At 63.5% G+C, this 20,913-nt stretch carries 18 protein-coding genes and 1 tRNA gene; 4 read left to right on the forward strand and 15 right to left on the reverse strand.

Going from position 1 to position 20,913, the window contains the following annotated elements:
* Positions 1 to 79 precede the first annotated feature (79 nt).
* Complete coding sequence (locus U741_RS19795) at positions 80 to 2,776, reverse strand: winged helix-turn-helix domain-containing protein (RefSeq protein WP_029891500.1); 2,697 nt, start codon at positions 2,774 to 2,776, stop codon at positions 80 to 82.
* Positions 2,777 to 2,968: 192 nt separating this feature from the next.
* Here U741_RS19795 and U741_RS0116255 point away from each other — a divergent pair, with 192 nt between their 5' ends.
* Positions 2,969 to 4,192: an acyl-CoA dehydrogenase family protein gene (locus tag U741_RS0116255; protein WP_029891501.1), complete on the forward strand. Its 1,224-nt coding sequence runs from the start codon at positions 2,969 to 2,971 to the stop codon at positions 4,190 to 4,192.
* A 78-nt stretch (positions 4,193 to 4,270) separates the two neighbouring features.
* Here U741_RS0116255 and U741_RS0116260 read toward each other — a convergent pair.
* From U741_RS0116260 to U741_RS0116325, 14 genes are all read right to left on the reverse strand, one after another.
* Positions 4,271 to 4,355: transfer RNA gene (locus tag U741_RS0116260), tRNA-Leu, on the reverse strand.
* Between the two features lie 65 nt (positions 4,356 to 4,420).
* The gene (gene secG, locus U741_RS20045; RefSeq protein ID WP_029891502.1) at positions 4,421 to 4,750 is read right to left on the reverse strand and encodes a preprotein translocase subunit SecG; all 330 of its coding nucleotides are present in this window, start codon (positions 4,748 to 4,750) and stop codon (positions 4,421 to 4,423) included.
* A gap of 9 nt (positions 4,751 to 4,759) precedes the next feature.
* A complete protein-coding gene (tpiA, locus tag U741_RS0116270) occupies positions 4,760 to 5,533 on the reverse strand; it encodes a triose-phosphate isomerase (protein ID WP_029891503.1) in 774 nt (257 codons plus the stop codon).
* A 15-nt stretch (positions 5,534 to 5,548) separates the two neighbouring features.
* Entirely contained in the window at positions 5,549 to 6,901 is a 1,353-nt protein-coding gene (glmM, locus tag U741_RS0116275; RefSeq protein WP_029891504.1) for a phosphoglucosamine mutase, read from the reverse strand.
* A 31-nt stretch (positions 6,902 to 6,932) separates the two neighbouring features.
* Positions 6,933 to 7,766 (reverse strand): dihydropteroate synthase, encoded by an 834-nt coding sequence (folP, locus tag U741_RS0116280; protein ID WP_029891505.1) that lies wholly within the window; start codon positions 7,764 to 7,766, stop codon positions 6,933 to 6,935.
* Between the two features lie 71 nt (positions 7,767 to 7,837).
* The gene (ftsH, locus tag U741_RS0116285) at positions 7,838 to 9,778 is read right to left on the reverse strand and encodes an ATP-dependent zinc metalloprotease FtsH (RefSeq protein WP_029891506.1); all 1,941 of its coding nucleotides are present in this window, start codon (positions 9,776 to 9,778) and stop codon (positions 7,838 to 7,840) included.
* A gap of 39 nt (positions 9,779 to 9,817) precedes the next feature.
* Complete coding sequence (gene rlmE / locus U741_RS0116290) at positions 9,818 to 10,447, reverse strand: 23S rRNA (uridine(2552)-2'-O)-methyltransferase RlmE (protein WP_029891507.1); 630 nt, start codon at positions 10,445 to 10,447, stop codon at positions 9,818 to 9,820.
* Positions 10,448 to 10,483: 36 nt separating this feature from the next.
* Positions 10,484 to 10,960 (reverse strand): transcription elongation factor GreA, encoded by a 477-nt coding sequence (gene greA / locus U741_RS0116295; protein WP_029891508.1) that lies wholly within the window; start codon positions 10,958 to 10,960, stop codon positions 10,484 to 10,486.
* Between the two features lie 143 nt (positions 10,961 to 11,103).
* Positions 11,104 to 14,328: a carbamoyl-phosphate synthase large subunit gene (gene carB / locus U741_RS0116300; RefSeq protein ID WP_029891509.1), complete on the reverse strand. Its 3,225-nt coding sequence runs from the start codon at positions 14,326 to 14,328 to the stop codon at positions 11,104 to 11,106.
* Between the two features lie 5 nt (positions 14,329 to 14,333).
* Entirely contained in the window at positions 14,334 to 15,479 is a 1,146-nt protein-coding gene (gene carA, locus U741_RS0116305; protein ID WP_043110316.1) for a glutamine-hydrolyzing carbamoyl-phosphate synthase small subunit, read from the reverse strand.
* Positions 15,480 to 15,623: 144 nt separating this feature from the next.
* Positions 15,624 to 16,742, reverse strand: a complete 1,119-nt coding sequence (locus U741_RS0116310; protein WP_029891511.1) for a beta-ketoacyl-ACP synthase III — start codon at positions 16,740 to 16,742, stop codon at positions 15,624 to 15,626.
* 67 nt (positions 16,743 to 16,809) lie between these two features.
* Positions 16,810 to 18,234: an alpha/beta hydrolase family protein gene (locus U741_RS0116315; RefSeq protein WP_029891512.1), complete on the reverse strand. Its 1,425-nt coding sequence runs from the start codon at positions 18,232 to 18,234 to the stop codon at positions 16,810 to 16,812.
* Complete coding sequence (locus U741_RS0116320; protein WP_029891513.1) at positions 18,231 to 18,527, reverse strand: hypothetical protein; 297 nt, start codon at positions 18,525 to 18,527, stop codon at positions 18,231 to 18,233. Before U741_RS0116320 ends, U741_RS0116315 begins: the two co-directional genes overlap by 4 nt.
* A gap of 18 nt (positions 18,528 to 18,545) precedes the next feature.
* Positions 18,546 to 18,821 carry a hypothetical protein gene (locus U741_RS0116325; protein WP_052378920.1) on the reverse strand — a complete coding sequence of 92 codons (276 nt, stop codon included), beginning with the start codon at positions 18,819 to 18,821 and terminating at the stop codon, positions 18,546 to 18,548.
* 17 nt (positions 18,822 to 18,838) lie between these two features.
* Between U741_RS0116325 and U741_RS0116330 the strand changes: the two genes are divergently transcribed.
* The 3 genes from U741_RS0116330 to U741_RS0116340 all read left to right on the forward strand — a co-directional run bounded on the left by U741_RS0116330 (position 18,839) and on the right by U741_RS0116340 (position 20,912).
* Complete coding sequence (locus U741_RS0116330) at positions 18,839 to 19,363, forward strand: YqiA/YcfP family alpha/beta fold hydrolase (protein WP_029891515.1); 525 nt, start codon at positions 18,839 to 18,841, stop codon at positions 19,361 to 19,363.
* 92 nt (positions 19,364 to 19,455) lie between these two features.
* On the forward strand, positions 19,456 to 20,505 hold the full coding sequence (locus U741_RS0116335; RefSeq protein WP_029891516.1) for an IS30 family transposase: 1,050 nt from the start codon (positions 19,456 to 19,458) through the stop codon (positions 20,503 to 20,505).
* Positions 20,502 to 20,912 carry a DUF3293 domain-containing protein gene (locus U741_RS0116340; RefSeq protein ID WP_029891517.1) on the forward strand — a complete coding sequence of 137 codons (411 nt, stop codon included), beginning with the start codon at positions 20,502 to 20,504 and terminating at the stop codon, positions 20,910 to 20,912. The genes U741_RS0116335 and U741_RS0116340 overlap by 4 nt, the downstream gene beginning before the upstream one ends.
* Position 20,913 lies beyond the last annotated feature (1 nt).

Below are 20,913 nucleotides of genomic sequence, written 5' to 3' on the forward strand. Positions count from 1 at the left end.
TTTTTCGTGGTTATTAGCATTTCACACCTTGGTCCAGACGCCCCAAACCATAGTTGGGTTAGCCGAATCTCCCCTATTTTTAACGGGAGAGCAGCCCCAGCGCGCGCCCCTTCGCCAAGGCGGCCGAACGGCTGGACACACCGAGCTTGGCGTAGAGGTTGTAAAGGTGCCATTTGACCGTTGCCACCGACACCGACAGCCGGTCGGCCAGTTGCTGGTTGGACAGACCTACCTCGATCAGTGACAGCAGTTCCAGCTCGCGCGAGGTGGGGGTTTCCAGCAGGGTAGCCTTGACGTCGAGGCTTTCAAGTTGCTCCAGCAGGTGACTGTTGGCAATCGGCAACTGGCGACAGATTTCACTGAAAAAGCTGCGCTCTTCGTCCAGCGCAAAGCCCCAGCTTTGCGGCCGAGTTTCATTGACCAGGCTGGCGATCTGCTCGGCGCGGTCGCGAAACGGCCGCTTGTAACCGCGCTTGGCCGCATAGCTGATGGCGCGCGTCAGATGCCGCGCGGCCGGCGCGGGGTTTTGCGTACAGAGGCTGACGCTCATCTCGGCGAGGGCCAACTCGACCAGATGGCCCCAGCGGCCTTCGGCCTTGGCGAGGCGCGCTTCTTCGGCGATCTGCTGTTCGGCTTGTCGCAGGCGGCCGGTGGCAATGTCGAGATCGATGGCGGTGTGGGTATAGAGACTGCGGCCAATCGGGTATTCCAGCAGGGCCGCAGGCGGCGATTTTGCCGGGTGCAGGTGGAGCCCGATCTGCGCAGCTTCCAGCAACGCATCGTCGAGCCGCCCCAACCGCAACAGGCGTTGCACGATCAGGCACGACAGCATGTGACTGAGTCGCGGCACGTAACTGGCGGCGATTTCCCGAAGCTCGGTGATTGAGATGCCCTCGCCGGACGGCGACGCCCAGAGCTTCACCGCCGCATCCAGCCCGCACAGGGCGGTGTCGGCCACGCCGTGGCTTTGCGCGCGGCGCATGCCGATGGTCAGGGCGTCACGCGCCTCGCGATCAAGGCCGCGCTCAACCGCACATTTGGCGGTGACCAGCGCCACCGTGCCGGTCATGCCCGCACTGTCACCGAGGGCCTCGCGGACCCGCGCAAGCGCGGTTTCGAAGATCGGCCACGCCTGGGCGTAATCACCCTCGTGAATCTGCACCATGGTCGACAGCGCCGTGACCCAGCCCACGCCGTAGGCGCTGTTGGCCTGTAGCACGCTGGTTTGTGCGACCAGAAAGGTCTCGCGCGCCGAGGCGAGGTCAAAATGCGCGCCGTTGCTGATGCCGATGGCCGAGGCCACGGTGGCCACGTCGAACGGGTCGTCGGCGCCACGCTGCGCCAGCCACGCCCGGCCGCGCGCCTGCGCTTCACGCAAGTGATCGGTGTAGGTGGCAATGATGATGCGGATCACCTCAATACGGCGCAGCAACTCCACGCTGCCGCCCTGCTCGACGCGCTCGGCCAGGTGCTCGACCTGCTGACGTGCCGCCTCGTAGCGGCGATGAAACACCAGTGCCCAGACGTACCAAAACGCCGCCTCCCAGCCGAGATCGACGTTGGCCTGGTAGAGCCGCTCAATCCAACGGATATAGCGCCGCAAGTCACCGCGATCACGAACGAAGTGCGCTGCGACCCGCTCGAGCATGCCGGCGGCGGCATCGAAGGCCCCGGCACTGAGCACGTAGTCGACCGCGTCGCTCCAGTGCCCGGCTTGCTCGCACCACTCGGCGGCCCGCAGCAACACCGCCTGGCGGCGCTCTGTGCTCACGGCACGCTCAGCTTCGCCAATCAGAAATTCACGGAACAGTCCGTGCAGCCGGTACCAGGTGCGGTTGCGGTCCAGCGGAATGATGAACAGGTTTTGTCGTAGCACGCGGGCCAGATGCTCAGCCGCTTGGGGGTCGGCGGTGGCGTGCTGACACAGCGGCACGCAGAAGCTGCGCAGCAAGGCGATTTCCAGCAGAAACTGACGTGCCGGGGCGTCAAAGTCGGCGAGGACTTGGCGGTTGAGCATGTCGGCGAGGTCTTCGTCCGCACCGCTGAACGCCTTGAGGGTTTGCAGCGGGTCGGGCGCCGCCTGCAAGATGATCTGCATCAGGCGAATCGCCGCCGGCCACCCTTCGGTTTGACGGGCGATGGCCTGTAGTGCCGGGGCGCCGAGCCGTGCACACAAAGGCGCACCGAACAGGGCGCTGATTTCGGCCTCGCCCATCGCCAGATCAGCGAAGCCGATGGCTGCAAGGTTGCCCTCGAGGCGGGCGCGCGCCATGTTCATGGGTGGCTCGCGGGTGCCCGCGATGATCACTTTGAAGTCCTCCGGGGTTCGAAACACCAGGGCGTCGATCACCGGGCCCAGGGTTTCGTCATCGCAAAAGCTGATGTTGTCGATGAACAACACCAAGGGCTCACTGAGCCGCGAAAGGTGTCCGAGCAGCGCCTCAATACGCTCGTCCGGCGGCTCGTCGCTCTGGTGCATGGCGGGCGTGGTGTCGAGTGCACCTCCGACCTCGAAGAAGCTGCTTTCCAGCAGCGACAGCAGCACCTCAACGGTCTGGTCACGCTCATCCAGACCGATCCACTGCGCCGCCAGGCCCTTGGCACGCATGTGCCGGAACAACGCGGTCTGCAGCACGGTTTTGCCGTAGCCGGTGGGTGCAGCGATCAGGGTCAGCTTGGCCAGGGGGCCGCCACCCGTAAGCCGCGTGAGGGCAGCCGTCTGCACCAACGGGAACGAGAAGTTGGGTGGCTCCAGCCGACCGTGCGACGCGTTCATTCTGACCTTTCCGAAAGAAACCCCATGCGGCGAAGCATAGTCGAGCGACTGACCTGTGACCCGATGCCGGGAGCGGGCGACGAATCAACCATTCCATAGTGGGGGGCCGGCGGCCGGCCAGGCTGTGATAATTGCGAAGTACCCCTGACGCTGGCGCGCACTGCACGCCAAAGCCCATTCGAGCGAGAGTCCATGACAACCCCTGCCCCACGCCGCGCCGACACCCTGTTCAGTGATCTTTGGTTTCCTGACGAAACCCGACGCATCCGTGCTGAGGTGCGTGACTTCGCCGACACCGTTCTGCGGCCCATCGCGCATCGGCTCAACACCACACCCGAGTCGGTCGACGCCTTTCCGCACGCCGCCTTCAAGGCCATGGCGGCGGCGGGCATTTATCAGATTCCCTACGCCGCCGATGTGGGCGGGCGCGGGCTGGAGTTCCCCACCCTCGCCACCGTAACCGTGCTCGAAGAGCTGGCCTACTACTCGCCAAGCTTTGCCTCGGCGCTGTTCGACGGGCAGGCCATTCTGGTCGGCAAAACCCTGGAGCGCGCACCTGCCCACCTGCGTGACGTCTATTTGCCCAAGCTGATTCGCGGCGAGTTCATTGGTTCATTCGCCACCAGCGAGCCCGAAGCCAGCACCGACCTGTCGGTCGCTTCGATGCAAACCGTCGCCGAGAAGGTCGAAGGCGGCTTCAGCGTGACCGGCGTCAAACGCTGGATCACGAACTCGCCGGTGGCCGATCATATTCTGGTGCTGTGCAAGGCGGGCGAGTCGCTGACCATGTTGCTGGCTGACATGCGTCATCCGGGCGTCAGTGTCAGCGCGCCAGACCTGAAGATGGGCAATCACGTGCAGCTCACCGCCGACGTCACGCTGGACAAGGTGTTCGTGCCGGACGACCACGTTGTCGGCAGTGTCGGCAGCGGCCTGCGAACAGCGGTCGGCGCCCTGGTGCTGGGCCGAATGGGCATTGGCGCCATCGGCGTGGCCATGGCGCAGGCGGCCTTCGATTTTTCCACCCACTACATCAGCCAGCGGAAGGTGTTTGGCAAGCCCATTGCCGCGTTCCAGCATTGGCAGTTCCGCTTTGCCGAACACGCCACGCAGATCGAAATGGCCCGCACGCTCTATCAGAAAGCCGCCCTGCTCCATGACAAGGAGGGCCGCGCTGATCTGGAGGCCGCCATGGCCAAGGTGGTGGGCAGCCGGCTCGCCTGCGATGTGGCGCGCGACGCGATTCAAGCCTGCGGCGCCTACGGCTTTGTCAAGGAGCTGCGCGGCCCGGGCACGCCTTTCCCGCTCGAGTCGATTTATCGCGATGCGAAAATTGGCGAGATTTACGAAGGTGCCAACGAGATCCAGAACTGGGTGATTGCCCGGCAGATCTTTGGCCGCGACATCACCGGCTGAGACCGGACCACAAAAAAAGGCTGCACCGAGAATCTCGGTGCAGCCTTTGAATTTGTCGAAAGTTACAGCGCCCGACCTTGGTACCCACGGGGAGACTCGAACTCCCAAGGCTTTCGCCACTACCACCTCAAGGTAGCGTGTCTACCAATTCCACCACATGGGTCCTGATCGGGTGGCGGATTATAGAGAAGATCGCGCCCAACTCCAAGGGAACCGCAGAAAAACGCCTTACTCCGGAATGACCGGCTGTGCGGGCGCTTCCGGGGTTTCCGGGGTGGTGGCTTCGGGCGTGTCGCCCATGCGGTCAACAATTGAGCTGCCCGGTGCGGCCGTCTGCACCACATAGGCGAGTGCCAAACTGATCGCGAAGAATCCGGTGGCCAGCCACGCCGTGGCGCGTGACAGGAAATTGGAGGCGCCGCGCGCACCAAAGACCGTACCGGAGGCGCCGGCACCAAACGCAGCGCCTGCATCGGCACCCTTGCCGTGCTGGAGCAAGATCAGCGTGACCAGCCCGATGGCAATGAGGACCTGAACAATGACCAATGCGGTGTACATGAAATAAATCTACTCGTCGTGTAGCGCCTGCGCGGCCGCGCAGATCGCAAGAAATTCGGAAGCCTTGAGCGATGCACCGCCAATCAGGCCGCCATCAACATCGGCTTGGGCAAACAGCTCGGCCGCGTTGTCAGCCTTGACGCTGCCGCCGTAGAGAATGCAAATGGAATTCGCGATTTTAGCATCTCGCGCGGCGATCAGCCCGCGAATGTGCGCATGCGCGGCCTGTGCCTGCTCCGGGCTCGCGGTCTTGCCGGTGCCGATCGCCCAGACCGGCTCGTACGCGATCAGCGCACCGCGCAGGCTGGCGACGCCGCCCTGATCGATTACCGCCAGAAGCTGACGGTCGAGTACGGTTTCGGTCTGCCCGGCTTCGCGCTCGGCAAGCTGTTCGCCAACGCACAGCACGGGGGTCAAACCACTGTGCTGGGCGGCCACGAACTTGGCGGCCACCCGCTCATCGGTCTCGCCGTAAACGTGGCGCCGCTCGGAGTGACCGACCAGCGCGTAACGGCAGCCCAGCTCCTTGAGCATGGCACCCAGAACTTCGCCGGTGAACGCGCCAGGCTTGAGCTGTTCACACAAATCCTGCGCGCCCACCCGCACCGGACTGCCGACCAGCTGCTGGGCCACCGACTCGATGAACACCGACGGCGGAAATACCGCCACCTCGACCGACGGAAACTTCTTACCCTCGAAGACCAGCTCGCGCAGCAGTGACTCGTTGTCACCTCGCGTGCCGTTCATTTTCCAATTTCCCATCACCGTAAGGCTGCGTTTCATGCGGCTTCTCCTGATTTACGCGTGCACTGTTTGCGCCGCATCCCTTACGGCGTCAGCAATCTTTTCGGCGTGCTGGTGGGCGCTTTCGGCATCGGTCGCCTCCACCATCACACGGATCAGAGGCTCGGTACCCGAGGCCCTGAGCAGAATACGCCCACCCTTGGCGAGGGCCGACTTGGCGGCGGCCTCAGCGGCTTTGACCGATGGGGTTTCAAGCAGCGGCTTGGCCGATCCGGCCACGCGGACGTTGATCAACACCTGCGGGCATCGGGTCATGCCCTCGACGAGCGCGCGGAGTGTACACCCCGCCCCGATCATGACCGACAGCATCTGCAGTGCGGTCACACAGCCGTCGCCGGTCGATGATTTGTCGAGGCACAGCGTGTGTCCCGAGGTCTCCCCGCCCAGCAAACCGCCGCCGGCCAGCAGCCGTTCCATGACGTAGCGATCCCCCACGGCTGCCCGCTCGAAACCGATGCCGCGCACCTGCAAGGCCTGCTCAAGGCCGAGATTGCTCATCAGCGTGCCGACCACCGGCCCGCGCAGCAGGTCACGCTGATGACGGTCAACGGCCAGTGCGTAAAGAATCTGGTCGCCGTCGACGACCTCGCCATCGGCGTCGACCAGCAGGCAGCGGTCGGCGTCGCCGTCCAGTGCGATACCCAGGTCGGCACCGTGCGCCCGTACCGAGGCCTGCAAGGCCTGCAAGTGGGTGCTGCCGCAATCGAGGTTGATGTTGAAGCCATTCGGCTCACCGCCAATCACCTCGACGATGTCGGCGCCCAATTCATCGAATATCGCCGGTGCAGTGCGGTACGCCGCGCCATTGGCACAGTCCAGCACCAGACGCAGGCCGTCGAGACGGCCGTCGCCAAAGCTGGCCTTGCAGTACTCGATGTAGCGCCCCTGGGCATCGTCGATGCGCCGTGCCAGACCGATGGTCTCCGGCGCGACGGTTTCCATCGGCTGCTCCATCAGGGCTTCGATCTCAGTCTCGATCGCGTCGCTGAGCTTGCCGCCCTGCGGGCCGAAAAACTTCACGCCGTTGTCGTGATGCGGATTGTGCGAGGCCGAAATGACGATGCCGGCATCAGCCCGCAAGGCCCGCGTGAGATAGGCCACGGCGGGTGTCGGGATCGGCCCCAGCAGCAGGACTTCGACACCCGCGCTGGACAGTCCGGCTTCGAGCGCCGATTCGAGGAGGTAGCCAGAGCGACGGGTGTCTTTACCGATGACCACGCGCGCGCCGTCCGAACCACCCAGCACCCGACCTGCAGCCCAACCGAGCTTGACGGCAAACTCGGCGGTCATCGGCGTGACGCCAACCCGTCCGCGAATGCCATCGGTCCCGAAGTAACGACGCCCCATATCCCGCCTCACTGCCATTGTTCAGTTGTGATTATCGCGCGTTGCGCAGTGCGCTGGCGATGGTGAGCGCGTGAACGGTGTGCGCAACCTCATGACTGCGGATGATGTGCGCGCCTCGTGCCACGACCAGCGCGGCCGTCACCGCGCTGGCAGGATCGCGCGCGTCCACGGCCAGGCCCAGTAGTTGCCCGAACATGGATTTGCGCGAAACGCCCAGCAAGAGAGGGCGCCCCAGTGCCGCGAACCGCTCCGTGGCCGCCAGCAGCGCCAAATTGTGCGCCAGCGTCTTGCCAAAGCCGATACCGGGGTCCAGCGCAATGCGATCGAGCGCGATGCCCGCAGCCAGCGCCCGCTGCAGGCGCTGGGCGAGGAAATCGAAGATCTCATCAACGATCGGCCGCCCATAGCTGGGCGCCGCCTGCATGGTCTGCGGCTCTCCCTGCATGTGCATCAGGCAGGCCGCCATGCCAGCCTTTGCCACGGCGTCCAGGGCGCCGGGCACTTGCAGCGCGCGAACGTCGTTAACCATTTCGGCGCCCGCTTGACCAGCGGCCACCATGACAGCCGGCTTGCTGGTGTCGACCGAGACGGCCACATCAAACCGCGACGACAGCGCCTCAATAACCGGAATCACCCGGTCCAGCTCGGCCTGCTCGTCCACCCGTGCGGCGCCTGGCCGGGTCGATTCACCGCCCACATCGAGGATCGCCGCCCCGGCGTCAACCAGACACCGTGCATGGTCAACAACCGCATCGACACTTTGATGCCGGCCGCCATCAGAAAACGAGTCGGGCGTGACATTGATGATGCCCATCACCTTGGGGGCGTCCAAATCGAGACGGCGGGTTTTCAGTTGCAGGAACAAGGTCAGAGGGTCTCAAGCATGAAAAAGGGCCGCATTAAGCGGCCCTGAAGTCACTGCGCGCAATCCCTCGATCAGGGCTGGCTGGCCGGACGTGGCGTCGAGCCGGGTGCCGGTGCCGGGCTGTCACCGACGTCGGTGGAGGGCGCCGTCGGCGCGCTCGGCGGCGGCCCCGAAGATTCCGACCAGGAACTCGGCTCGCCCGGCGGCTCGCCCTTCATGATGCGGGCGATCTGGTCGCTGTCGATGGTCTCGTACTTGATCAGCGCCTCGGCCATGCAATGCAGCTTGTCGAGATTGTTCTCGAGAATCTGCTTGGCGCGGCGATAGTTGCTGTCGATGACCTCACGGATCTCAAGGTCGATGACATGCGAGGTCTCGTCCGAGATGCTCTTGGTCTGCGTGACGCTGCGGCCCAGAAACACCTCGCCGTTGTCCTCGGAATAAGACAGCGGACCGAGGCGATCGGACAAACCCCACTTCGTCACCATGTTGCGGGCGATCTCAGTGGCGCGCTCGATATCGTTCGAGGCGCCCGTGGTGACCTTGTCAAGACCGAAGATGATCTCTTCGGCCAAGCGCCCGCCAAACAGCGAGGAAATTTGTGAATTGAGCCGCGTCTTGGTGTAGCTATAGCGATCTTCGGTGGGCAGGAACATGGTGACGCCCAGCGCGCGGCCGCGCGGAATGATCGACACCTTGTAGACGGGGTCATGCTCCGGCACGGTCAACCCGACCACCGCGTGGCCCGCCTCGTGGTAGGCCGTCAATTTCTTCTCGTCGTCGTTCATGACCATGGAACGCCGCTCGGCGCCCATCATGATCTTGTCTTTGGCACGCTCGAAGTCATCGTGATCAACCAGCCGCTTGCTGGCGCGCGCTGCGAACAACGCGGCCTCGTTGACCAGGTTGGCCAGATCGGCGCCGGAGAATCCGGGCGTGGCGCGCGCGATGATCCCCGGCTTGACGGAATCGGACAGCGGCACGGCACGCATGTGCACCTTCAGAATCTGCTCACGGCCGCGCACGTCGGGCAATGGCACGACCACCTGGCGGTCAAAACGACCGGGGCGCAACAAGGCCGGGTCGAGCACGTCGGGCCGGTTGGTCGCGGCGATGACGATCACGCCCTCGTTGCCCTCGAAGCCGTCCATTTCGACCAGCAACTGGTTGAGGGTCTGTTCGCGCTCGTCATGACCGCCGCCCAGACCGGCACCGCGATGACGACCGACGGCGTCGATTTCGTCAATGAAAATGATGCATGGCGCATGCTTCTTGGCCTGCTCGAACATGTCGCGGACGCGCGACGCGCCGACGCCGACGAACATCTCGACGAAGTCCGAGCCCGAGATGGCAAAGAACGGCACGCCAGCCTCACCGGCAATGGCCTTGGCGAGCAGGGTTTTACCGGTGCCCGGCGAGCCCACCATCAGCACGCCGCGCGGAATCTTGCCGCCCAGTTTCTGGAACTTGCCCGGGTCTTTGAGGAAGTCGACGAGTTCGCCCACTTCCTGCTTGGCTTCTTCAACACCGGCCACGTCGGCAAAGGTGATCTTCACCTGGTCGGCGCTGAGCATACGGGCCTTACTTTTGCCGAAGCTCATGGCGCCACGGCCGCCGCCACCACCGCCCTGCATCTGGCGCATGAAGTAGATCCACACGCCGATCAGCAGCAGAATCGGGAAGGCGTTGAACAGCAGTTGCAGTAAAAGCGGCGTTTCACGGGGGACGACGCCGTCAAACTTGACGTCGTTTTCGATCAGCGTGCCGATCATCGACCGGTTATCGGTCTCGGGGCTGATGGTGGTGAACGGGCTGCCGCTCTGCAGTTTGCCGGTGATGGTCTGGTCCTGGATCACCACATCGGTCACGTTGCCACTGCGAACCTGTGTGAGAAAGTCGGAATAAGCCAGTTCCGGTGTCGAGCGGTTATTGCCCGAAAAGCCTTGGAACACGCTCATCAGCACGACGAGAATGACCACCCACAACAATAAGTTTTTCGCTAGATCGTTCAATGCCGGATACCTGAAAGTTGGGCACTTCTGGACTTCAAACTACACCTGACGACGGGACCGCGCCAACAAATAGACTTCTTTCGAGCGAGGACGACTGGACTTTGGCTTGCGAATGGCAACCTGGGCAAAGCCCTCGCGCACCTGTTTCAAGTAGTCCTCGAACCCCTCGCCCTGAAAAACCTTCACAAGGAAGGTGCCGCCGGGTTTGAGATTTTCAAGCGCGAACATCAGCGCCAGCTCACAAAGATAGATGCTGGCGGTCTGATCGACCGTGCCGATGCCCGAAAGGTTCGGCGCCATGTCAGACAACACCACATCGACCGCGCGCGTGCCGACCTGCGCCTGCAGGGCATCGAGCACCGTTTGTTCGCGAAAATCGCCACAGATGAAATCAACTTCGGGCAGGCTGTCCATCTCGAGAATGTCGAGCGCAAACACCCGGCCGGCCGGCCCCAGCAGCGGCCGCGCATACTGCGCCCAACCGCCGGGTGCGGCGCCCAGGTCAACCACCACCATGCCCGGCTTGAAAATACGGTCGCGCTGCTGCACTTCCTCGAGCTTGAACACCGCGCGTGACCGGTACCCGCGCTTGCGCGCTTCGGCCACATAAGGGTCGTTCTGGTGCTCGTACAGCCAGCGCGCCGAACTGGCGCTGCGCTTTCGGCTCATGGCTGACGTGCGCCCGGGACCGACCGCTTGGCAGGCTCAGATGTAATGCAATGCCACCACTTCGAGCTGGCGGATGCCGCTGGGCACCTGAACATCGACGACATCGCCCTCGCCCTTGCCGATCAGCGCGCGGGCGATCGGAGAATTCACCGAAATCATGCCGGCCTTGATGTCGGCCTCGTCCTCGCCGACGATCTGGTAGCGCAGTTCCTCACCGGTATCGGCATCGGCCAGGTCCATGGTGGTCCCGAACACCACCTTGCCGTGGGCGTTGAGCTGAGTCACGTCGATGATCTGTGCCGTGCTGAGCTTGCCTTCGATTTCGGTGATACGGCCTTCGTTGAAGCCGTGCTGCTCACGGGCGGCATGATACTCGGCATTCTCCTTGAGATCGCCGTGGGCACGCGCTTCTTCGACCGCCGCGATGATCTGCGGACGCAGTTCACTCTTGCGGTAACGCAGCTCTTCACGCAGCTTGTCGGCGCCACGCGCCGTCATGGGGTTCTTGTTCATGAAATCTCCTTCGCATCATCGTGCGAGGTCACAGTGACTCCGCCAGCAGGACTTGCCCCCAGCGGGAAACGATGACTCAAAAAAACGACGGCCACACGGGCCGTCGATGATCAAAAATCGTACCACGCGGCAATGCGGCAGGGTCAGCCGGGCCGCGTCAGGGCGTGCAGCGCCTGTAGTGCATTGACATCCATCGCATCCTGATGCGCCAAAGCCTGCGCGGCCGCCCATCCACCGGCAATGGTGGTGAAGTAACAGACCTTGTTCTGGATCGACGCCGCACGAATCGAGCGCGACTCTTCAATCGACTGCTTGCCTTCGGTGGTATTGACCACGAACTGCACTTCGCCATTTTTGATCATGTCGACGCAGTGCGGCCGGCCTTCCTTGACCTTGTTGACACTTTGACAGGCAATCCCTGCCGCATTGAGCACGGTGGCCGTGCCATGGGTCGCGGCCAGGGTAAACCCGTGACGGACCAGCAGCTGGCCCAGTTCAACGGCTTTGCGCTTGTCCTGGTGACGCACCGAGATCAGCGCCGTACCGCCGGAGGGCATTTCCATGCCTGCTGCCAGCAAGGCCTTGTTGAAAGCTTCGCCGAAATGCTGGCCGACCCCCATAACCTCGCCGGTGGAGCGCATTTCCGGCCCCAACAACGGGTCAACCCCCGGGAATTTGGCAAACGGAAATACCGCCTCCTTGACCGAGCAGTAAGGCGGGATGATTTCTTCCGTAACGCCCTGCGCGATTAGCGATTTACCCGCCATCGCGCGCGCCGCGATCTTGGCCAGGGGCCGGCCGATGGCCTTGGACACGAATGGACTGGTCCGGGAGGCGCGCGGGTTCACTTCCAGCAGAAACACCTGATCGCCCTGCACGGCGAACTGGGCGTTCATCAACCCCACCACCTTGAGCGCGCGCGCCAACTGATCGATCTGGGTGCGGATCACGTCCAGCGTGGCGGCCGGCAGTGAGTGCGCCGGTAGCGCGCAGGACGAGTCTCCGGAGTGCACGCCAGCCTCTTCGATGTGCTCCATGATGCCGCCGATGACCACGGTTTCACCGTCGGCCAAGGCGTCGACATCGACCTCGATGGCGTCGTTGAGGAAGTGATCGAGCAGCACCGGGGCGTCGTTGGACACCTGCACCGCCTCGGTCATGTAGCGCTTGAGATCATCGTCGTCATGGACGATTTCCATGGCCCGACCGCCCAACACGTAGCTGGGGCGCACCACCAGCGGATAGCCCACGTCAGCGGCGATGGTCAGCGCCTGCTCCAGTGAGGTGGCCGTGCCGTTGGGGGGCTGCAGCAGGCCAAGCTGCTTGACCAGTTTCTGGAAACGATCGCGGTCTTCGGCGAGGTCAATGGCATCGGGCGAAGTACCGATGATCGGCGCACCGGCGGCTTCAAGCTGCCGCGCGAGCTTGAGCGGGGTTTGCCCGCCGAACTGCACGATCACACCCTTGGGCTTCTCGACGTCGATGATGGCCATCACGTCTTCGAAGGTCAGCGGCTCGAAGTACAGGCGATCGGAGGTGTCAAAGTCAGTGGAAACGGTCTCCGGGTTGCAGTTGACCATCAAGGTTTCGAAACCGTCCTCGCGCAGCGCCAGCGCGGCGTGCACACAGCAGTAATCGAACTCGATGCCCTGGCCAATGCGGTTGGGGCCGCCACCCAGAATCATGATCTTGTCGCGCGTCGTCGGCGCGGCTTCGCATTCCTGGTCGTAGGAGGAATACAGATAGGCCGTCGAGGTCGGGAATTCGGCTGCGCAGGTGTCGACGCGCTTGAACACGGGGCGCACGTCCAGCGCCAGCCGCCGTGCGCGCACATCGCGTTCGTGGGTGTTCCACAGCGTCGCCAGACGCCGGTCGGAGAAGCCCAGGCGCTTGAAGCTCCGCAGCGTGGCGGCGTCGATGGCGGTGGGCGAGGTCTGCCCAATCAGCGCTTCGGTGGCGATCAGTTCTTCAATCTGCTCGAGGAACCAAGGGTCGATACGCGACACACGGTGCACCTCGTCAACGCTCAGGCCTTTGCGGAACGCTTCGCCGACGAACCAGATGCGTTGCGCGCGCGGGATGGCGAGCTCGGAGCGAATCTTCGCCTCGGCGTCGGCATGGTCCACGTCGATGACGTTGTCAAAGCCGTCGCTACCCACTTCGAGGCCGCGCAGTGCCTTGTGCAACGACTCCTGGAAGTTGCGGCCCACGGCCATCACCTCGCCCACCGACTTCATCTGTGTGCCCAGCCGCGAGTCGGCCTGAGGAAACTTCTCGAAGGTGAAGCGCGGAATCTTGGTGACGACGTAGTCGATGCTTGGTTCGAACGACGCGGGCGTGGCGCCACCCGTGATCTCGTTCTTCAGCTCATCCAGCGTGTACCCCACCGCCAGCTTGGCAGCGACCTTGGCGATGGGGAAGCCGGTGGCCTTGGACGCCAGCGCCGAGGACCGCGACACACGCGGATTCATCTCGATGATGATGACCCGGCCATTTTCCGGGTTGATGGCGAACTGCACGTTCGAGCCGCCAGTCTCCACGCCCACGCGCCGCAGCACGGCCAGACTGGCGTTGCGCAGAAGTTGGTATTCCTTGTCGGTGAGCGTCTGCGCCGGGGCCACGGTGATGGAGTCACCGGTGTGCATGCCCATCGGGTCGAAATTCTCGATCGAGCAGATGATGATGCAGTTGTCCGCACGGTCGCGGACCACTTCCATCTCGAACTCTTTCCAGCCGAGCAGCGATTCTTCAATCAGCACTTCGGTGGTCGGTGACAGGTCCAGCCCACGGGTGACGATCTCTTCAAACTCGTCAACGTTGTAAGCGATGCCACCGCCCGACCCGCCCATCGTGAAACTGGGCCGGATGATGACCGGAAAGCCGATATCCGCCTGCAGCTCGCGCGCCTCGGCAAGGCTGTGCGCGACGCCGGAGCGGGCCGATTCGAGCCCGATCTCGGTCATCGCATCGCGAAATTTGAGTCGGTCTTCGGCCAGGTCAATGGCCTCGGCGTTGGCCCCAATCATCTGCACGCCAAACTGCTCCAGCACGCCTTCGCGCGCCAGATCGAGCGCGCAGTTCAGCGCGGTTTGACCGCCCATGGTCGGCAGCAGCGCGTCGGGCCGCTCCTTCTCGATGATCTTGGCGACGGTCTGCCAGCGAATCGGCTCGATGTAGGTCGCATCGGCCATGTCCGGGTCGGTCATGATCGTCGCCGGGTTGGAGTTCACCAACACGACGCGATAGCCCTCTTCACGCAAGGCCTTGCAGGCCTGGGCGCCGGAGTAGTCGAACTCGCAAGCTTGGCCGATGACGATCGGGCCCGCGCCGATGATGAGGATGCTCTTAATGTCTGTACGTTTGGGCATGAGGATCAGTTTGCGCTGGAGCGGCTCGTCATCAGGTCGATGAAACGGTCAAACAGGGCCGCCACATCGTGCGGACCCGGGCTGGCTTCGGGGTGGCCCTGGAAGCTGAAGGCCGGCGCATCGGTGAGGGCAATGCCTTGCAGCGAGCCGTCGAACAGCGAACGGTGCGTGGCGCGGACGTTGGCCGGCAGGGTTGCATCATCCACCGCGAAGCCGTGATTCTGGCTGGTGATCATCACCTTGCCATTGTCCAGGTCCTGCACGGGATGGTTGGCGCCGTGGTGGCCAAACTTCATCTTCACGGTCTTGGCGCCCGCGGCCAGGCCCAGGATCTGGTGCCCAAGGCAGATGCCAAACGTGGGCACCTTGCGGGCGATGAGCTCGCGTGCGGCAGCGATCGCATAAGTACAGGGCTCGGGGTCGCCGGGGCCGTTGGACAGCAGCACGCCGTCGGGTTTGAGCGCCAGAATCTGCTCAGCCGAGGTTTTGGCCGGCACCACCGTCAGCCTGCAACCGCGATCCACCAGCATGCGCAGAATGTTGCGCTTGACGCCAAAGTCCATCACCACCACGTGGAACCTTGCCTCGCCCAGCGTGGTTTCAGCGTTGCTGGCCAACTGCCAGCTGCCGGTGGTCCACGCGTGCGCCGCGCCACACGTCACGACCTGCGCCAGGTCGGCGCCCTTGAGCCCGGCGAAGCCTTTGGCAAGTTCAATCGCCCGTTCAGCGGTCACCCCTTCACCGGCGACGATGGCGCCGTTCTGGGCGCCGGTGTCGCGCAGACGCCGGGTCAGGGCACGGGTGTCCACCTGGGCAATGGCAACCGCGCCATTGGCCATCAGATAGTCACGAAAATTCTGCTTGGACCGGAAGTTGCTGGCCGGGCGCGGCACTTCGCGGATCACCAGCCCGGCGATGTGCACATCGTCCGATTCGGCATCTTCCGGGTTTACACCGACGTTGCCGATATGGGGATAGGTCAGGGTGACAATCTGTTGCCGGTATGAGGGGTCGGTGAGAACCTCCTGATAGCCCGTCATCGCAGTGTTGAACACGACCTCGCCGACGGTTTCACCCGTCACACCGATCGAAACACCTGGAAAAACGGAGCCATCAGCGAGGGCGAGTACAGCCGGGGGAAGTGCAGTCATCGGCGCGCTTTGCTGATCAGTCTTAATCCGTACGACCCGCCAGTGGCGGGTGCTTCACACGAAAACGGAGGCATTGCGCCCCCGTTCAAGGATTAAGTCGGAATGATACGGGTTATGCCCGTGCAGCGTCCATCCATCGACCGATTATGTGCGGCGCATGACCACGCTGCCGGCCGAATACCCGGCCCCAAAAGCCGACAACACCGCCACATCGCCCACCGCCAGGTCATCGTGATGCAGGCTGAAAGCAATCACCGAGCCCGCCGAGCTGGTATTGGCGTAGCGATCAAGAATCACCGGGGCCTCTTCCGTCGTGGCGTCGCGGCCCAGCACGCGCTTGGCGATGAGCTGGTTCATCGACAGGTTGGCCTGATGCAGCCAGAAACGCTTCACGTCGGTCACCGACAGGCCGAGATCGCTCACGTGGTTTGCGATCAGTTCCGACACCAGCGGCACCACTTCCTTGAACACTTTGCGGCCTTCCTGGGTGAACAATACGTCGGCCCAGTGGCGTGACGGCGACTCGGATCGGTTCAGAAAGCCGAAATTATTGCGAATGTTGTTCGAGAACTGGGTCACCAGCCGCGTACCCAGTACCTCGAAAGGGGTTTTGCCCGATGCCCCGGCCAAGGGCTCAACCACCACCGCAGTGGCGGCGTCGCCAAAGATGAAGTGACAGTCTCGGTTGCGAAAGTTGAGGTGTCCGGTACAGATCTCGGGGCTGACCACCAGCGCACACTTGGCGTTGCCTTGGCGCACCGAATCGGCCGCAGCCTGAATGCCAAACGCCGCCGAGGCGCAGGCCACATTGATGTCGTAGGCGAAGCCCCGCGCGCCCAAGTATTGCTGCAGTTCCACCGCCATGGCGGGGTACGGACGCTGCATGTTCGAGCAGGCCACCAGCACCATGTCGACGTCCTCGGGTTGGCGGCCGGCGCGCGCCAAGGCCTCGCGAGCTGCCGCCAAGCCCATCTCCACCATCAGCGAGGGCTCGTCGTTGCCGCGCGGCGCAATCAACGGATGCATGACTTTTGGATCAAGCACGCCCGCCTTGTCGACGCAGTATCGGCTCTTGATGCCCGAGGCCTTGAAGATGAACTCGCTCGACGAATGCGCCAGCGCGACGGCGTCACCGCGGGCGATGGCGTCGGCGTGTTCGGCGTTAAACGCGTCGACGTACTGGTTGAAGCTTTCGACCAGCTCGTCGTTGCTGATGGATTGCTCGGGCGTGAAGAGTCCGACGCCGGTGATCGCTGTCCGCATGTGAAGCCTTCGTTTGAAAATTGATGAAGACCGGCATCAATGCCGGCGATGCGTAACCAAAGTCGTCTCAGCGAAGGGGCAAACGCCAGCCGGCGGCCACCACCGCTTGCTCCAGCGTCGCCAGGGTTTGCGGCTCGCGGCGAATGCTCAAGTGTGAGCCCTGGTACCAGATCGGCTCGACCCCCCAATGAGCCGCCAGTTGCATGGCTTGCCCCGGCGGGACCACGCGGTCAGCTGCCGCTGCCAACACGAAGCGACGGTCCGCCGCGACCCGCGTCGGCTGTGACAACGGCGACACCGGACTGAGCAATCGCGAGTAGCAGGCTTCGTCCAGGCCCTGGTTGGCGAAGTAGCCCTGGTGCGCTGGCGGAATCACCCGCCAAAGGGTCTCGGCAAAGTCGGCCACCGGAATCGCCGACAACACGAAATCCAGATCCTTCTCGTAATTGGACAGCAAGGCGGCGTTGTAACCGCCCAGCGACACCCCGTAGACGCCGATGCGCGCCTGCGGGTCCTGCCCGCGAATCCACGCCACGCTCTGCCGTAAGTCCGAGAGCGCCTGACACTGCGCATGGAACAGGTCCAGCGGATCGCCATCGAGGTAAAAGTCGCCACTGCGCATGCCGACCCGACGCGGACCGTGCAGCGGCAACACCGGCATCACCACATTGACGCCAAAGTCGTTGACCAGCCGGCCGGGCCCGAACAGGGAGAAATCCAGCCACGGCGTGCCCATGCGGTAACCGTGCACGCACAAAAGCCACGGCCGGCCCGGCTCGCTGTGGCGCACCACGCGCAGCGGGACATGGCGGTTGGCGTCGAGGTGGTTCCAAACCGCGCCGCCGGGCAGCGAATCGTCGGCGCGGAACGCGCTGGGGAACTGCACGGCCTCGTAACGAACGCCCCAGCGATTCTCGAGCGTGCTGTCGACGCTGTCGGGCTCGGGGGCGGGCGGCACGGCGTGCAGACGCTCGGGATGATCGTGAATGCCGCGCTCGGCGAGCGCCGCATCGAGCACGCGCGCCTGCTCGCACGCCTCGACCGCCTGCACGCCCGAGGGCATCTTCGCGCCGACGAGGAAGTAGCCCAGCACGGCCTCGTCGAGTGCCACCTTGACGTCCATCTTCAGACTTTCCAGCGGCGGCGCGGCGCCCTCGGTTTTGGCGATCATCTGCACCGACTGCCGCGCATTGATCAACGCGCTGGCGGCGGTGCCGAGCAGCGCCCAAAGCCCCTCGGTACCACTGAGTAACAACCACGGCACACCCAACAGCAGGCCAATCAGCGCGCCGAGTCCGATCAGCGAATAGGCACGAGGCGCCCCCGGCGTGGACCAGGCCATCATTGCGCCGCCCACCAGCAGCAAGCCGGGGATAAACGCCAGCAGCGAGCCGATGACGCCCTCGCTGGCCACCAGCCAGTAGATGCCGGTCAGCAGGGGCACGGCCAGTAGGACCGGGGTCGAACGCGGTACGTCGTAGGTTTTCTTCATCCGAGTAACAGGGCCCTGATCAAAAAACTGGCGAAAACGATAGCAACCCACATCAGCGTCTGCGCAATCCACCAGCCCGTCCAGGCGCGCCGCAGGCTGACAAACGCCACCGCCGAGAACACCGCCAACACCGAAAAGATGACGGTGATGTTGACCAGGGTCGGCCACTCATCGCGCAGGCTGGGCCGCAAATCGAGGTGCATGCCCATCATCAGGCAGACCACGGCCATCAGCACGGCAAGCGTCACGGTCAGGGCAAGGGCGACGGCCGTCAGGATACGAATCGCGGGCATTGGAGCAGGTCTCAGGCCTTACTTCGCACGGCGCTTGCGGCCGGACAGGGGGTTCAATTCACGCATCACGCGCGGGCTCTTGATGCCGCCCAACACCAGCAGCTTGAGGAACTGCCGAAGGATACGATCCCGGTTGTCAAAGACACTGTCGACCATGGGCACCTTGCGGGCGTCAATCATGGTGATGCGGTCATCCGCCGCCTCGCCAAACCGGAAACGCACCGTGAGGAACACTTCAAGCGGTGCGTCCCCCGCCTTGCGGTCACGGCCTTTGGGTATGATCGATTTCGCCATGATGACCCGCCCTCAAGATGACCTCTGATGCCCTGACCGACAGGCTCGTCTGCTTCAACCACGGCAAAGAAAGCGGCCCCTGGGGCACGAAGATCAGCCGACTCGCTGCGGTGGCCCGCGCCTGCGGATTCGCAGTGATTTCACCTGATTATAGTCACACCCACGACCCGCACTCGCGGCTTCATCAATTGGTCGACGAGGTGCAGCCCCGCGCCCAAACGCTGGTGCTGGTCGGCTCCAGCATGGGCGGCTACGTGGCTGCGCAGGCCTGCAGCGCGCTTAAGCCCGATGCCCTGTTCCTGATGGCACCGGCGCTTTACTTCGACGGCTGGACCGAAGAGCCCGAGGGCCTGCCTGCTGATATCGAAGTGGTCCATGGCTGGCATGACGACGTCGTGCCGCTGGCCAACGTGCAGCGATTCGCCGCGCGTCATCACGCTGCGCTGCATGTGGCGGATGCCGACCATGGCCTGACGGCTGCGATGGACACGATCGAGGCGCTGTTTGCCCGTCAACTCCAACGTCGGCACGCCACCCCATGAGCGCCGCCGATCCGCTGGCACGCCTCAAGCAAGAATTTGAAGCCAGCGCGGTTTCAAACATCAAGTGCAACACTTTCATAAGGAGGTGTTGCATGGGTAAGCATTACGAGCAACTGAGCGCGGAAGAGCGCGCGGTGATCATGGTGATGCGTGGCGCCGGTTCGAGTGTGCGTGCGGTGGCCGAGCAGTTGGGCCGTTCTGCGAGCACGATCTCGCGAGAGCTGCGGCGCAATGGTGATCGGAGCGCATCGGGCCGTTCGGCGCTGAGCAAGGCACGGAAGGCGGGCGATATTTGTTGTTACGACGCGACGCGGGCGGGTGATCGCGCTCGGCGACTGCGTCTTAAGCCCCGGCGTTTGCGCAAGCTGTGCCGGTCGAGCCTGCTCTGGCAGCAGGTGGTGGAACGCCTGCACTGGCAATGGTCACCGGAGCAGATCGCCGCCACACTGGGCGGCGTGTCCCACGAAACGATCTACAGCGCGATCTACGCCATGCCTCGCGGCGCCCTACGTCGCGAGCTGACCATGTTGCTGCGCCAGGGTCGTGCACGGCGACGACCCCGTAGCCGTGGCGAGGATCGTCGTGGACGGATGCACGACTTCCTAAGCATCCACATCCGACCACCGGCGGCAAATGATCGACTGCTGCCGGGACACTGGGAAGGCGACTTCATCAAGGGCGCCGGTAATCATTCCGCCGTCGGCACGCTGGTCGACCGGTACTCGCTGTTCGTGATGCTGGCGAAAATGGACGGCTGCAGCGCAACGGCTGCCCTGACCGGCTTCAGCACGGCGTTCGCACCGCTCGATCCAGCCCTGAAGCAGACGCTGACTTACGACCAAGGCAAGGAAATGGCGCTACACCGTCGACTGGCCGAGAGCACCGGATTGGCCATTTACTTCGCCGATCCACACAGTCCGTGGCAGCGAGGCATCAACGAGAACACCAACGGACTACTGCGGCAGTACCTGCCCAAAGGCACCGAACTGTCGCAATACTCACAGCGCGACCTCGATCAAATCGCCTGGAGCCTCAATACCCGGCCCCGGAAGTCCCTCGGCTTCAAAACACCGGCCGAGGTTTTCTTTACCCGATGCTTTGATCGAACCGCTAAATCAACCAACGTTGCACTTGATTTTTGAAACTGCCCAGCTATCGCCGCGCCCGCTATCGAGTGATGCTTGAGGACGGTGAGGTGGCGCTGACCCTCGGTCACCACGACCGCGAAGCCGAACAGCGACTGCGCGAGACGTTCGATCTACAACGCCACTGGGTGATTCTGACGCCGTGCAACCCGCGCTCGGTGCAATCTCGCGAGGAACTCAACAATTTTTATCTCGACGAGTTGCGTTTGGCACTTGACCGCCATAGCGGTGCCTGGGGCAAGGCGATCAACGTTGATCCCTGGGGCGAATGGCCTGACGAACCCGGCTTTTTTATCGTCGACCCTGACATCGGCTGGATCATGGATCTGGGCCATCGCTTCGGCCAAAACGCATTGGTCTATGGCGCGTTGGGACAGCCTCCAGCCTTGATCTGGCTGCCCTGAA

The organism is Polycyclovorans algicola TG408, from assembly GCF_000711245.1.
Classification (GTDB): Bacteria; Pseudomonadota; Gammaproteobacteria; order Nevskiales; family Nevskiaceae; genus Polycyclovorans; species Polycyclovorans algicola.

Excerpts from the sequence above, each read along its gene's own strand:
- U741_RS19795 (WP_029891500.1), bottom strand. The coding sequence starts at position 2,776 with ATGAACGCGTCGCACGGTCGGCTGGAGCCACCCAACTTCTCGTTCCCG.
- U741_RS0116255 (WP_029891501.1), top strand. The coding sequence starts at position 2,969 with ATGACAACCCCTGCCCCACGCCGCGCCGACACCCTGTTCAGTGATCTT.
- secG (WP_029891502.1), bottom strand. The coding sequence starts at position 4,750 with ATGTACACCGCATTGGTCATTGTTCAGGTCCTCATTGCCATCGGGCTG.
- tpiA (WP_029891503.1), bottom strand. The coding sequence starts at position 5,533 with ATGAAACGCAGCCTTACGGTGATGGGAAATTGGAAAATGAACGGCACG.
- glmM (WP_029891504.1), bottom strand. The coding sequence starts at position 6,901 with ATGGGGCGTCGTTACTTCGGGACCGATGGCATTCGCGGACGGGTTGGC.
- rlmE (WP_029891507.1), bottom strand. The coding sequence starts at position 10,447 with ATGAGCCGAAAGCGCAGCGCCAGTTCGGCGCGCTGGCTGTACGAGCAC.
- greA (WP_029891508.1), bottom strand. The coding sequence starts at position 10,960 with ATGAACAAGAACCCCATGACGGCGCGTGGCGCCGACAAGCTGCGTGAA.
- carB (WP_029891509.1), bottom strand. The coding sequence starts at position 14,328 with ATGCCCAAACGTACAGACATTAAGAGCATCCTCATCATCGGCGCGGGC.
- carA (WP_043110316.1), bottom strand. The coding sequence starts at position 15,479 with ATGACTGCACTTCCCCCGGCTGTACTCGCCCTCGCTGATGGCTCCGTT.
- U741_RS0116310 (WP_029891511.1), bottom strand. The coding sequence starts at position 16,742 with ATGCGGACAGCGATCACCGGCGTCGGACTCTTCACGCCCGAGCAATCC.
- U741_RS0116315 (WP_029891512.1), bottom strand. The coding sequence starts at position 18,234 with ATGAAGAAAACCTACGACGTACCGCGTTCGACCCCGGTCCTACTGGCC.
- U741_RS0116320 (WP_029891513.1), bottom strand. The coding sequence starts at position 18,527 with ATGCCCGCGATTCGTATCCTGACGGCCGTCGCCCTTGCCCTGACCGTG.
- U741_RS0116325 (WP_052378920.1), bottom strand. The coding sequence starts at position 18,821 with ATGGCGAAATCGATCATACCCAAAGGCCGTGACCGCAAGGCGGGGGAC.
- U741_RS0116330 (WP_029891515.1), top strand. The coding sequence starts at position 18,839 with ATGACCTCTGATGCCCTGACCGACAGGCTCGTCTGCTTCAACCACGGC.
- U741_RS0116335 (WP_029891516.1), top strand. The coding sequence starts at position 19,456 with ATGGGTAAGCATTACGAGCAACTGAGCGCGGAAGAGCGCGCGGTGATC.